General features: G+C 47.6%; 10 protein-coding genes. 3 read left to right on the forward strand and 7 right to left on the reverse strand.

All coding sequences use genetic code 11. From position 1 onward, the window contains the following. Positions 1–47 precede the first annotated feature (47 nt). The 6 genes from ACYVFD_RS23415 to ACYVFD_RS23440 form a co-directional block, all read right to left on the reverse strand. Positions 48–3116, reverse strand: a complete 3069-nt coding sequence (locus ACYVFD_RS23415; RefSeq protein WP_461092926.1) for an efflux RND transporter permease subunit — start codon at positions 3114–3116, stop codon at positions 48–50. A gap of 96 nt (positions 3117–3212) precedes the next feature. After that, positions 3213–4262 (reverse strand): efflux RND transporter periplasmic adaptor subunit, encoded by a 1050-nt coding sequence (locus ACYVFD_RS23420; protein ID WP_461092927.1) that lies wholly within the window; start codon positions 4260–4262, stop codon positions 3213–3215. Next, on the reverse strand, positions 4259–4705 hold the full coding sequence (locus tag ACYVFD_RS23425) for a DUF3995 domain-containing protein (RefSeq protein WP_461092928.1): 447 nt from the start codon (positions 4703–4705) through the stop codon (positions 4259–4261). The genes ACYVFD_RS23420 and ACYVFD_RS23425 overlap by 4 nt, the downstream gene beginning before the upstream one ends. Before the next feature lie 20 nt (positions 4706–4725). Beyond that, positions 4726–6105, reverse strand: coding sequence for a TolC family protein (locus ACYVFD_RS23430; RefSeq protein WP_461092929.1), 1380 nt, complete (start codon positions 6103–6105; stop codon positions 4726–4728). A gap of 49 nt (positions 6106–6154) precedes the next feature. Then, positions 6155–6766, reverse strand: coding sequence for a TetR/AcrR family transcriptional regulator (locus tag ACYVFD_RS23435; RefSeq protein ID WP_461092930.1), 612 nt, complete (start codon positions 6764–6766; stop codon positions 6155–6157). Between the two features lie 299 nt (positions 6767–7065). Further along, on the reverse strand, positions 7066–9225 hold the full coding sequence (locus ACYVFD_RS23440) for an ATP-binding protein (RefSeq protein WP_461092931.1): 2160 nt from the start codon (positions 9223–9225) through the stop codon (positions 7066–7068). A 197-nt stretch (positions 9226–9422) separates the two neighbouring features. Here ACYVFD_RS23440 and ACYVFD_RS23445 point away from each other — a divergent pair, with 197 nt between their 5' ends. From ACYVFD_RS23445 to ACYVFD_RS23455, 3 genes are all read left to right on the forward strand, one after another. Next, positions 9423–9998 (forward strand): thioredoxin family protein, encoded by a 576-nt coding sequence (locus ACYVFD_RS23445; RefSeq protein WP_461092932.1) that lies wholly within the window; start codon positions 9423–9425, stop codon positions 9996–9998. 148 nt (positions 9999–10146) lie between these two features. After that, positions 10147–10692, forward strand: coding sequence for a sll1863 family stress response protein (locus tag ACYVFD_RS23450; RefSeq protein ID WP_461092933.1), 546 nt, complete (start codon positions 10147–10149; stop codon positions 10690–10692). Between the two features lie 173 nt (positions 10693–10865). Beyond that, positions 10866–12986, forward strand: coding sequence for a peptidylprolyl isomerase (locus tag ACYVFD_RS23455; protein WP_461092934.1), 2121 nt, complete (start codon positions 10866–10868; stop codon positions 12984–12986). 235 nt (positions 12987–13221) lie between these two features. On the opposite strand, the gene ACYVFD_RS23460 is transcribed toward ACYVFD_RS23455, so the two are convergent. Then, positions 13222–14154: an RraA family protein gene (locus ACYVFD_RS23460; RefSeq protein WP_461092935.1), complete on the reverse strand. Its 933-nt coding sequence runs from the start codon at positions 14152–14154 to the stop codon at positions 13222–13224. Positions 14155–14202: the final 48 nt, after the last annotated feature.

Below are 14202 nucleotides of genomic sequence, written 5' to 3' on the forward strand. Positions count from 1 at the left end.
ACAACTTCCCGAAAGTTTTGAACTTTCGGGAAGTTGGAATTTATAAGCTACACCAACTCAGGCTCGGCTTCAACGGCTTTGACTTTAACCTGTGGTGGTAGCAGCTTGTATAGTACTGGCGTTACCACACGTGAAAGTAATGTGCTGGAAATCAGGCCGCCGATGAGTACCCAGGCTAGTGGTGAATAGAGCGGATTGCCTTCAATGGCGAGCGGAATCAATCCCCCGATGGCCGTTAATGAGGTTAGTACGATCGGAACAAAACGAATTTCGCCCGCTTCCTGAATCGCATCGATGAGCGACATACCTTCTTCGCGCAAATGGTTGGTGAAATCGACCAACAGTATGGAGTTTTTGACTTCGATACCGATCAGGGCAATCAGACCGATAACAGCGACGAACGAAAACGGATTCCCTGTAAAATAAAGGGCCAGTACCGCTCCAATCACGCCTAAAGGAATTACCGACAGTACAATCAGCGTGCTTTTGAAGGTGCCAAACTCCAGAACCAGTACGGCAATGAATCCAAAAATGGTGATCAGGATAATGGTGCCTAACCCACCGAATGATTTTTCCCGACTTTCGAGTTCGCCCGCAGCTTTGTAGCTGAAACCGTTCGGGAATTTCATCTTATCCAGTTTCGCCAGTACGTCATTGAACACATTATCGACCAGATAACCTGTTTTTACAAAGCCTGTGATGGTTACGTAACGGTCTTTGTCGTAGTGGCGGATCTGATTCATGCTGCTTTCAAATTCCAGATCGGCAATCTGACGAAGCGGTACGGCCGAACCCGTTAATGTGTTGACGTACAAATCGCTCAAAACGCGTTGATCGGCCACTTTCCCTTTAGGAAGCGTTACGTTGATGGTATAATCGTCGCCGTTGGGTTCTTTGAATGTGCCTACGTTCAAACCTGCAATGGCCAATCGGATGGTACGGTTTACATCGGCAATGGAAATGCCCAATAACCCGGCTTTTTCTTTGTTGATGCGTACTCGTAAATCCGTTTTCTGATTTGAAAGTGGGTTGTTGACGTAAATCAGGCCGGGAGTTTGTTTGAAAGCCGTTTCTACACGTGATGCCATCACTTTCAGTGTATCGAGGTTTTCACCAAACACACGAATAGCTACGGGTGCTTCCTGGTCTGGGCCCTGCTCGAAGTCTTTTACTTCGATTTTGGCATTCGGATAATGCTTGAACCGTTCACGAAGTTTATCGATCAACACCCGTTTTTCGGCCGGTTCGAGATCTACTAACTGCACATAAAACTGGGCGTAGTTGGGCGATTCATTCCGCTGAATAATGTTGTAATAAATTCGCGGTTGACCGCGCCCTACGTTCGTTGTAATATATTTGACATCTGGTTCACGCTTCAACGCACCCTCCACATAACGCGCTACGCGGTCTGTTTCAGATAAGCTGGTACCATCCGGCGTTTCAATGTTAATCAGGAACTGCGGTTTTTCAGAAGCGGGGAACAACGCAAAACCAACGAGTTTGAACATATATAAAGCGCCGGTAAACAACACGCCAGCGATCAGCAGCGTCACAACCGGATGGCGTAAGCCCCAGTGCAATAAGCGACTATACGAACCACTGATCAGCTTTTTCAGCGCCCGCATGAAGATGTTGCCTTCGGGGTTATGCTCTTCTTTCAGAATCCGGCTCGATAAAAACGGAACAATGGTCAGCGAGACAAACAGCGACGCCAGAATCGTGGTGACGACCGCCATTGGCAGCGAACGGATGAAATCGCCGGAAGCTTCGGGCAGAAACAGTAGCGGCAGAAATGCCAGGATCAGAGTCGTGGTACAGCCAATTACGGCCAGCGTAATCTGACTCGTCGCTTTGATGGCGGCTTCCCGTTTGGAATAGCCCTCGCGGAGGTAACGCTCGATGTTCTCGACCACCACAATGGAGTCATCGACCAGAATTCCCAGCGCAACGATAAGCCCAACTATGCTAAGCTGGTTGATACTAAAACCTAATAAGTCGAGACCAGCCAAACCAATTGCCAGTGAGAGGGGAATCGAAATCATCACAACGATAGCTGCCCGGAAACCCAATGGTAATAGGGTGAGTGATACCAATAGAATCGCCAGCCCAAAATCCTGAACAAAATGATCCAGTCGTTTATTAACACTAACCGTCTGGTCGAAATTTTTAACGAGGGTAATATGGGGAGGTAATGTCTTCGCAAAACGGTCGATGGCTGGATTCAACTGTTGACCAACCTTGCCAATGTTTTCTCCAGTTTTCTGCCCGGCCGTGACCAGGACGGCCCGGTGTCCGTTTAATCGGGTGATGTAGGTTTCATCTTCGTAGTTGAAATCAACATCGGCTACATCGCGCAGGTAGATTATTTTCTGCCCATTAGTCGATACAATCGTATTCCGAATTTCGTCCAGCGACTGGTAATCACCCGACGTTTTTACGTTGAATTTCCGGGTACCCGCCTGGATATTTCCGCCGGGGATATTGAGATTTTCGGCCTGCAATGCACCCAGCACCCGATTGACAGCGATACCGTTCTGAGCCATCTTTTCGATATTGAGCGATACCCGAACCACCGATGCCGGGTAACCCCAGTCTTCAGCGTTTTTGAGGCTTTTGATTTTCTCAAACTCCTTTTTCAGCTTGTCGGCATACTCGCCCAGTTCTTTGGATGAAGCTACTTCCGACAGTAATGCAACCTGTACAATGTTTACATCAGTTGGTGAAAACTTCTTAATGTCGATTCGGTAAATATCTGATGGCAATTCGGCTTTTAGCGCATTGACTTCCCGGATCACTTCCTGATACTTCTCGTCAGGATCAACGCCATAATCGTAGTCGAGACGAAACACGGCCAACCCATCGTCCACGTTGGTAATCACGTGGTTCATATTTTCCAGCGAATTGAAACGGGCTTCACCGGGATCTACCACCAGTTTCTCCATATCGAGCGCATCGGTACCTGGATAGATAACGGCTACTGCGAAGCTCGGTGCCGTAAATTCGGGATCTTCACCCCGTGGCATGTTCAGCAGCGAGTTAATGCCAAGTGCAGCAACCCCCAGAAATAATACCAGCATGAACTGCCAGTTTTTGACGGAAAATTCGGAGAGATTCATATGTTTTGCTTTGTGAATCTCTGTGCTATCTCTGCGCAGCTCTGTGTCACAGCTATTACACTGAGTTACACAGAGGCATTGGAGACACACAGAGGGTTATTTTACCACCACATTTGATTCCTCTGTCAGATAGGCTGAGCCTGCTGTTACCACTTGCTGTGCACCCGTCAAACCATTGGTCAGGAGTACTTTATCGCCGTCCAGAAACCCGATTTGTACGGGCGTTTTGCGGACGTGTTTTTTATCATCAGCCAGCAGGTAGACAAAGCCTTCCTTACCATTTCCTTCTACAATCGCTTCGACGGGAACAAGGGAGTAGCTACGGCTTTGGGCAGGTATGAGCGTTACTTTGCTAAACAGACCCGGAGCCAGTTTCACACCACCAGCGTTAATGCGAATCTCCACTTCGTAGAGCTTATTGACTGGGTCGGCAGCCTGAGCCAGCTCGCTAACGGTACCTGTAAACGTTCGGTCGGGATACGCGTCGAGCTTGATGCTGGCTTTGTTGCCGAGTCGGAGCCGTGCCCAGTCTTTGTCGGATACGCCAACCCGTACCACCCAGTCGCTGGGTCGGTTCGATGAAATCAGGTAGATCGGAGCGCCGGGAGATGTTATCTCGCCAGCATTGGCAATTTTACGGGTAACTGTACCATCGACCGTTGAGCGTATCTGAGCATAGTTTCGGTTGAACTGCGCAATGGTCAGGTTTTGCTTCGCCACGTTCTGGCCAGTCGTCGCATTTTGTAGCTGTTCGAGGGTAGCGGCTGTATCGGCATACAAACTTTTTACCCGGCCCAGGTCGCGTTCGGCTTTTTCAGTGGCCAATTGGGCTTGATTGACCTGTGCATTAATTTCGGTCAAATCGAGGGTTGCCAGAAGCTGGCCTTTGCGGACAGTCTGGCCTTCGTCAACATACATTTGGTTGATAATGCCGCCGATTTTGAAGGATAACCGGGCCTCCTGATCAGACGATACTAGACCTGATGCAACAACCGGCTCAGCCCGAACAACGGTACTTACCGGAGCAAGTTTGATGGGAACAATCGTTTCATCGGCCGTTTCAGCTTTTTTAGTTTCGGCTTTAGTGCCGCACGACCATAACGCAACTGCCATTAGGCCGCTTGTCAGAATGGGGAGAGTTTTCATGACTGTACGGGAAAAGCGATAAGTAGTAATGTATTCAAACTTAACAGTAAGCATAAGGGAGAATAAAATTTTGTGTCTAGTTCAGCGAAACGACTGTTTGTAAGGCGTTTAAAAAAGCCCACGTACCGAAAATCGCCAATAGCTCGAATAAGAAAGAGAACAGCTAACAACCAAAGACCATATTGACTTAACCAGTCAGGAACAAGAGAGCTGAGTGTGGTGAACACGCCAGCCTTATTTAGGTAAAGCAACGACATACACCCGAAAATTACCGATACCGATAGTGTCATGAATCGGCCTGGCTGGAAGGCTTTTGTTCCATTTCGCTCGGGTAATGCTGCCCGAAATCCCCACTGACCACCCATTGCCCAGTAGAAGTGAAGTAGGCTGATTAGTAACAAACTTGCCGAATTTACATAAGCTGGTATCATGATTAGATCCATTTTTAGTGTCGGGTAGATTGCTATTGGATAGCTACGGCTCGGTCGAGAGCAGCGCGTTTGACGAGGACATCCATTCGGGCGAGCGAGTGTTGAAGCTGAGCCGTCTGGCGGTCGTTCTGGTAGCGTAGGTATTCAATGAGCAACGACTGGCCATTGCGGTATTTGCTGTCGATAACCCGAAACGTCTGATCGGCATTGAGCATACCACTTTGAGTCGCTGTCAGGCTTTCAGTAGCTGCAGTCAGGTCGTAATAGGCTTGTAGTACCTGCAACTGAATCTGGCGTTGCACTTCGGCGAGTTTGGTTTGCAGGGCGTCGGTCTGGATTTTAGCCTGCTGAATCTTCGAGCGCTTTTCATAGCCCTTAAACAGATCCCATTGCAAACCCACCTGTGCCACCAGATAGGCCTGATTCTGAAACGTATAACCAAATCCCTGAAAACCCGTATTGCCACCGATGTAGACGTTCGGGATTTTGGCATTGGCTTCGTTTAGCTTCACGGCCGTGCGGGCCGCATCCAGCGATCCATTCAATTGAGCCAATTCCTGCCGACCACGTAGGGCCGTTTGCTGTAAATCATTAAGGTTTTCTTTCGACTCGGGTAGGATTTTCGTGAGGGATGAGTCTACGTCGATAGCAGCCGTCAGTTCCCGATTGAGCAGAAAGTTGAAGTACGCTCTGGCCGTTTCGCGGTTTTTCTGTGCTACGGCTAGTTGCTGGTCTATTTTACTAATTTCATAGCGGGCCGATGTTAGCACTTCCTTGGTTGCAACGTTATTGGCAATCAATTTCTCATTCAGCCGCGCCAGTTCATTCAGCACTTTGTTCGAATTTTCGTAAATCCGAATGGCATCCAGTGTTTGCAGATACTGATAATAGGCTGTAGTGATGTTGTAACGTAGCTCGTTTTCAACCACCCGCTTACGAGCTTCCTGAGCCGACACCAATTGTTTCTGAATAAGATAGTTATACTGAATATCTGTGTTGAAAATGGCGTAGCTGATAGTCAGCTTTGTATCGTGGAAATTGTTGGGAGCCAGAAGCTGATTGACATTCTCAATGTTGGTTGGAAACCGATCCGCTCCAATAATTTGATTGAGCGTTTTATAGGCCGGATTGAGCAAATCGCCTACTGGAAACTCCAGCCGTCGTCCGCCAGCTGCCAGCGAATACGTTGGATTGAAGGCCACACGTGGGTAAAACAGCGAACGCGCCTGGTTCAGCGACTCCGTTATGCGGCTAATTTCCAGCGATTCCTGCCGAAGCGCCAAATTGTTGGTCATTCCTTCCCGGATGTAATTTTCCAGAATCGGCGACATACCCGATGGTGCAGGTTGTGCCGAGATGGATAGGGGAAGCAGCAGCGTCAGATAGCGAATGTGTTTCAGTATGAGTATCATAATCGCTTATCAATTAATGAACAGTGTTTAGTGTAAATTCAAAAAAATATCAAAGGCCCGTTCTGAGCGTTTGGCAAAACAGATTAAATGCTTCATCCATAATCAATTCCCGATCGCATTCTGGAAACATGCCCAGCCGCTTACGCAGAAACAGAGCTGTATAGCCGTGTATGCCACTCCAGATCATCATCGATGTAGCCTGTACATCATGCTTTTGGAAAATACCAGCTTCCATACATTCTTCTACGACCCGCATCAGAAGCCCGAAAGCCTGATCGCCCTCAACCCAGTCTTCTTTTTCAAGCTTGTCCATTGGGGCTGTCATGATGAACATCAGATCGAACAACTCAGGGTTTTCGACCGCGAATCGGATATACGTGCGTCCCATTTCCACAAGCTTTTCGAATGGATCGTTGAGCGTAAGAAGGGGCTGGAACTGTTGCACCATTTTCACAAAACCGCGCTGATGCAGTGCAAATAGCAGTTCGTTCTTGTCTTTATAATACAGATAGATAGTAGCCGGGCTATACTCGATTTCATCCGCGATGTTACGGATGCTAACTTTATCATAGCCATTAGCCAGGAACAGTTTTTGGGCACCATCCAAAATCAGCTTCCGCATTTCTTCCCGTTCCCGCTCTTTTCGCTCTACGATACCCATTGATTTGTTAATTAACGATGCAAACTTACTGAACACTGTTTAGTAAACAAGCATTGATCAGAATTTTTTAGCTAAGTTGAGCAAACGGTCGAAAAATTAGCTCAGATAGTCAGGATTATACGGGTACAGTTAAGCGAATTATGGTTGATGGCTTTTTGTCATCCCGACGCAGGAGGGATCTTCGGAGATAACCTTTTATACCATATCCGAAGATCCCTTCTGCGTCGGGATGACAAAAGTTACTACCTTGAATTGATAACGAGATGGTTATGCTGTAGATGGTTCGTAATGAACATGCGTTATTTGACAGGCAAGGCTATAGTAAATTCAGTGAATGCTCCGGATTCCGTTTCTAGACTCAACGTTCCTCCATGACCCTTTGAAATAATGTCGTAGCTAAGCGATAAGCCAAGTCCTGTTCCTTCACCAGTGGGTTTAGTGGTAAAAAAAGGCTGGAAGATTTTCGATCTTACCGACTCAGAAATGCCAGTTCCGTTATCATGTATTCGGATAATTACTTGTTCATGGTCCTGCGAAGTATTTACCGAAACTACTGGCACATAGCCCGGTGTCGATTTACTTTTTTCCTGAACCGCATAGAATGCATTGTTAAATAGATTGACCAGTACCCGGCCAATATCTTCCGAAACCAGATTTATGGTTGGCAGATTGGGAGCAAAGTCAGTAAGTAGCTGTGCATTAAAGGATTTATCTTTCGCCCGAATACCGTGATAAGAAAGACGTAAGTATTCGTCGACGAGCCCATTGACATCGGTAGGCTGTTTTTGCCCTGAACTGGCTCGGCTGTGTTGAAGCATTCCACGAACGATGCTAGCGGCCCGTTTGCCATGATCGCTGATTTTCTGTACGTTCTGGCTAAGATCACTTAATAGCTCCGTTTCCAACTCTTCATCGCGTTGATCGGCAGGCTTTTCCCGTTCTTCATTCAGTTCGTCCACCAATTCGACCGACACTTCGGCGAAGTTGTTCACAAAGTTGAGTGGGTTCTGAATCTCATGAGCGATACCTGCCGTTAGCTCACCCAGCGAAGCCAGTTTTTCCCGCTGAACGAGTTGGGCCTGGGTTGTCTTAAGTTCTTCCAGAGATTGGTTAAGTTCGGCCGTTCGTTTCTGCACCTGCTCTTCCAGCAGTTCGTTCTGACGGGCCAGTAACTGTTGTTTTTCCTGCTCCTGCGCCAGCGTTCGAGCCGACAATTGCTCTACCTCGCGGAGGTTGTCGCCTAAGGCTTTATAAGTACGGGTGTAATCGCGAACCAGCGAAAGCGATAGGCCAACCGGAATACTAAACAATCCCAAAGCGCTGAGCGCAATATCAATCGCCAGCATGTATTCCATGCCGAAATGGATGGCACTATCTAAAATGCCAGCACTCACCGAGAACAGGATCACCAGAAGGTAGCAAAACAGTGCGGCCTTAAGCGAGTTCCAGGGTAAACGAGCGTCGGGGTCTTTGCTTTTACGGCCTCGCCAACTGATTCGGATGTAGTCGATAATAACCAGAACAAACGGAATACCTGCCAATTCTTCCTGAGGATAGCCTATAAACAGATGGTATCCCTGAGCTAGTACTACAATACCCAAAACTGTATAATAAATCCAGGTTCTTTGCAGATGAAGATATTGGTAGACAGCCGTGAGCAACAGGACAAAACCGGCATGGAGGCTTAGATCACTCACCAGATCGGTAGCGGAAATATAGGTAAGTGTACCGATATAATTATCCAGCTCAGACATGACGAAGATCAAGGCAAAAAAAAGCATCGTCCAGGCCAGTGTTCGGTTGATGGGCTGATTTCGGTTGGCGCGGTAGAATAAGAAATGGAGAAGTGCCAGAATAGCAAAAACACCCATAAAGCATCCATCTAGCACAGATGTCCAGTGTGCTTCACCAACCACCGTATTGCCAGCCTCATCGGCACTATAAATCCCAATCTGAAGCGGATCGACGTTGGTGGAGGATTGGATAACAGGGTCCCGGCGAATCTGGTAACGCACGGCCAGCACATGCTGATTGGTATCACGCAACTGAAGAGGGATGAACTGGACGAGCCGCTGAGAACCACCAGAGTCGAATTGGGGCGGTTTCAGGCTAGCCAACAGACGGCCATCTAAATAAACTTCCGAAGCACCGAACTGCTGGATTACGATTTGAAACCGTCGACCAACGGCCTTATGTCGCACAGAGATGACCTGTCGAAACCAGGCTTTGTTGCCAGGCCATAAGTCCTCGTTGAGTTTAGTTGCATCGATATCTGTTATGACTTTCCAATGACGGTCATTATACGCAGAATCGGCCCATTGACGTTCATCACCAGCTTTAAAGCGCCATTTTGATCGCTTTAAGTCATCTTCACCACGGGTAATCCGTACGATACCTTGTCCGAATGCTATATTGGCGGCCAGACAGGCATATATCACCCAAAGTAATCGTCGGTTCATTGGAATAGAAAGAATACCTATACGTTTGTTGAGCTAACGGCTGGAGCAGCTCGTTGGTCGGGTTTACAATACTGAAAAGAAAAGTAAGCCTAAATCTGGAGCAAACTAATCTTTGTAGCCAATTTGTTATCTAAGCATAAAAACATAATCCGTTGAAAACAGGTAAACTAGTTGGTTTGTCCCTATCCTTGCTGCTCATGCTGACAGCTACGTTGGTTGCCTATGCTCAGCCGAAAGGGTATAATATCGGCGATGCCGTAGGTGATTTTCGTCTGAAAAATGTGGACGGTCGAACCGTCTCGCTGGCTGATTACCGTTCTCAAAAAGGAATAATCGTTGTTTTTACCAGCAACCATTGCCCATTTGCGAAAGCGTATGAAGACCGAATCATTGGATTAGATCGAAAATTTGCTCCACAGGGTTACCCCGTGCTGGCCATTATGCCGAATGATCCGGCAGCTTATGACGATGATTCCTTTGATAAGATGAAAACGCGTGCTCAGGAAAAGGGCTATGGATTCGCCTATGTGATCGACGAAACCCAGAATACTGCCCGTGCTTTTGGGGCTGCCCGTACTCCTCAGGTTTATGTCCTGAATCAGAAGGCTGGACAGTTCTATCTGGAGTATGTCGGGACCATCGACGATAACCCACAGGATAGTGCCAGTGTCCAGCGTCGTTACGTTGATGAAGCTGTGAGTAATCTATTACTAGGCAAACCCGTACAGTCGCCCATCACCAAGCCGATCGGTTGCGCCATTAATTGGAAGTAGAGGAAGGAAGAAAAGGAGGAAGGGAATAAAGGAGAGTCGGGTCAGTGAGCCTTTCCTTTACTCCCTTTTCTTCCTTCCTCCTTTTCTCCTCCCTTTCTGGCACATCGTTTGCCAAACTGGTTTGTGAAATCAAACTACACAAACTACTATGAAAAAGTCCGTATTATTATTTACACGAATCAGGCAGGTAGCCGGTACCTTACTGCTGGTGGCATCGTTAGTGCTATTGCAGGCCTGTGGTTCCGACGGTAAAAAAGAGTCTCGTACAGAAGATGCGCTGGAAAAGACAGGCGATGCTATTGAGGCTGATACCAAAGATGCTACCGAAGAAGCAAAAGAGGATCTGAAAGAAGCTGGCGATAAAGCTAAGGATAAATCGGAGGAGATCAGTGCTGATTTTAAGCGGGAACGCGATGAGGCTGTGGCTAAAATGCAGGTTCAGAAAGAAAAATTAGACGCAAAAATTGATGAGTTAAAAGCCAAAGCCGATAAGCAGGGTGATAAAGCGAAAGCAGAAACCGAACGACAAAAAGCCAAGCTGGAAGAAGAACGTAAAGAGCTTTCGGCCGATATCGATAATGCTAAAAATGCTACAGCAGATGCCTGGAAGGACGTAAAAAAAGGCTTTAAGCGAGCAGGGCGCGACATCGGTGATGCCTTCGATAAAGCGGGCGAAAAGCTGAAAAAAGACTAAACGAAGGCAATAAATTTAGATAAAAGGTGCCAACTCACTAAAAAGTTGGCACCTTTTGTGCTTTAAGGTTGTGGAATCCGCTCCTCAGTTTTGAGGATAGATATACAGTTACTACTTGTATTCCAACGAGGAAAATTGTTATTTTGCGGGCTAAATTGTCTGTTAAAAGCGAAATGTCTGTCATTAATAAGATCAGAGAACGTTCAGGGTTAGCCGTCGGTGTGATTGCCGTGAGTCTGATTCTGTTTATTGTGGGTGGTGATTTGCTCGGCGGTCGGAGTTTACTGTTCGGGGGAGACCAACAGAAAGTGGGTGAGATTGCTGGTCAATCAATTGATTATCAGGATTTCAATGCTAAAGTAGACGAGCTGCGGGCGCAGTACGAACAGCAAACAGGTCGTGCCCCAGCCGATCAGGAGATGACCCAAATCCGGGAGCAAGCCTGGAATCAGCTTCTGTTTGAAATTGCCTACCAGAAAGAATTCGATAAGCTCGGTCTGAAAGTATCATCCGAAGAACTCGTCGATATGGTGCAGGGTAACAACATCAGCCCCGCCGTTCGTCAGGCATTTACGAATCCCCAAACGGGTGTTTTCGATAAAAGCTCGATCATCAGCTACCTGAAAGGGCTGAAAAATCTGCCTCCTCAGCAACAGGCTGCCTGGGCTAGCTTCGAGAAAAATCTTAGCTCGGACCGGCTTCGGGAGAAATTCGAAGGACTGATGCGCCTGTCGGTTTACGCTACCACGGCCGAAGCCCAAAAAGAGTACCAGGCTCAGAATACGAAAGCGAATGTGAAGTTCCTGTTTGTACCCTATTACACGATCAATGATACGACCGTGAAAGTGACGGATTCACAACTGGAAGAATACCTTAACAAACATAAGGACGACTACCCTGGTTCGGACAGCCGTTCGATTCAGTACGTAACCTTCTCGGTGGCTCCATCAAAAGAAGACAGCGCTACACTGTATAACGAAATCAAATCGCTGGCTCGTGGCCTGGGCGCTGCGCAGAACGACTCCACATTTGCTCAGCAAAACAGCGATGTTCGGGTTCCGCTTTACATGACGGCAGGCGAAATGCCTGAGCAACTGCGGGCTTCCATCCCAACCTTTGCACCGGGTGGTATCTACGGACCTTTCCGCGAAGGCAATACCTACTTTATTTATAAGTATGGCGGTTCGAAGAAAGATACCAACTTTACGGCCCGTGCCAGCCATATCCTGATTCAGACAAAAGGACTGGCCGATTCAGCGAAAGCGGATGCACGCCGTCGGGCAGAGGGTATCCTGAAGCAAATTCAGGGTGGTGCCAGCTTTGAGGCTTTGGCACAAACCAACAGCCAGGACGGTTCGGCACAGGCCGGTGGCGATCTGGGCTATTTCAAAAACAATGGCCAGATGGTTAAGCCCTTCGAAGCGGCTGTATTTGGCGCTACGTCGGCTGGTTTGATTCCTCGCCTGGTTGAAACCGAATTTGGCTATCACATCATCAAAGTGACGGAGCCTAAATCGAATGTACTGTATCGGGTGGCGGCTATCGGCAAAACCATTGCCCCAAGCCAAACCACGCGTGACGAAGCCCTTCGGAAAGCCGACCAGTTTGCGGCCGATGTGCATACCAAAGCGGATTTTGACGCAAAGATTAAAGAAGACAAATCGCTGGTAATGGCTACGGCCGACCGGATTCCGGAAGGTGCTGCGCAGATCAATGCTCTGACAGGTCAGGAAGTTCGGCAGATTGTTCGGTGGGCGTATAATGACAAAACCGATATTGGTGATGTGTCAGAGCCATTTGAAGTAGGTGATCAGTATGTAATTGCTGTACTGACCAACAAGACCAATAAAGATAAAGTAACTGTCGATGACTATCGGAACGAACTGACCGCTAAAGTTCGGAATGAGTTAAAGGCACAACAGATCATTAGCAAACTCGGTGCTGCCACTGGCGAGTTTGATGCCATTGCTGAGAAGTATGGCTCAGGCGCTCTGGTTGAAACCGCCGATGATATCAATCTGGCAACTGGCTTCCTGCGCAGTGCTGGTGTTGACCCAGTTGCCCTGGGTAAAGCTTTTGGCCTGAAGCCTGGCAAACGTTCGAAGCCATTTGCTGGTGAAGGTGGGGTTCTGGTTATGGAAACAACCTCATTGACTCCTGCTCCGACCGTAGCTGACTACAACATGTATAAAACTCAACTGCAGCAAAATAACACCTCCCGCGTAGGTTTCTACATCAATGAAGCCATTAAGGAAGCCGCTAAAGTTGAAGATCGCCGGGCTAAGTTCTATTAATAGCTGGCATCGATATAAACAAAAAAGCCACCGTTCGGAACGGTGGCTTTTTTATTGCGGTTGACTGTATACCTGTTTAAACATGCATTCAAATACCATTTTTTGTCATGCTGAGGAACGAAGCATATTAAAATATCTCTACTTGAGAGTTAATAAACCCTAAGATGCTTCATTCCTCAGCATGACAAAAGTGCTAATTTGTAATCTCTTTGCAGAGGTCCAAACAACTTCTATACTACCAGGTACGCTTGCTCATCATTTTGTCAAGCTCAGCCCGGCTCATGGTTCCTAATTCGGGGTGTTTACTGAGCCAGGTCAGAAATTCGGTTTTGATTTCATCCGTCCATTGGCTGTCAATTTGACCAGTGGTATACCGCCCCGATTTCACGACTTCGAATCCAAACTGATCTTTACGCACCACAAACTCGCAGGTACTGATCACCTGTTCGGCCATATGCGCTGGTACAAACAAAACGCCTTCCCGTTGCGCAATAACCAGATCGCCCGGCAGGACCATCGCACTCCCAATGCGGATCGGTGTATTTAAGCCCATCAGCACCATTTCTTCCAGAAACGATGGATGAAAGTCGCGCACAAAAGCGTTGAACCCTTTGATATTTTCCAGTTCCTGTAAATCTCTGGCTGCGCCGTGGAATACGACGCCGTTGCCCGTCTTGCTGAAAATGGCGTTTCCTAAGGTAGCGCCCATTAAAGTTCCACCGCCGATTTTGCCAAATGCGTCCGCTACATACACGTCCCCTTTGGTTAGCGTTTCGATTGGCCAGGCATTGGTGTTGCCTTTACGTCCTTGTTTGCTGATTCCGCGTTCTTTGATATTCTTCTCTACATCTGGGCGGCTGGGCATAAACATCGCGGTAACAGCACGACCGACCACTGGTACATCGTTATGAATCAGTTTCCAGCCACCTTCAAACTGGTTTACGTATCCTTCGTTTTTCAGGACGGTCCAGGCATCGTCAATGCCAATATGTTTGGCTCGCTCGATGAGTGCATCAGAGATTTTGGGCCGACCATCAGGAAAACGATCTCCTTTCCACTCAGAGGTTAGAAACAGAAGTTCTTCTTTGGGAAGGGTTTGGGCGAACAGAGCGCTCGAAAGACAACATACAGTGAGAAGCGATAAGACGCTGATAGTACTGAATTTCATTAAATCAACTTTTTAAGTACCAGATAACAGGATGAATGCTGAAACGGT

Source organism: Spirosoma gilvum, from assembly GCF_054776815.1.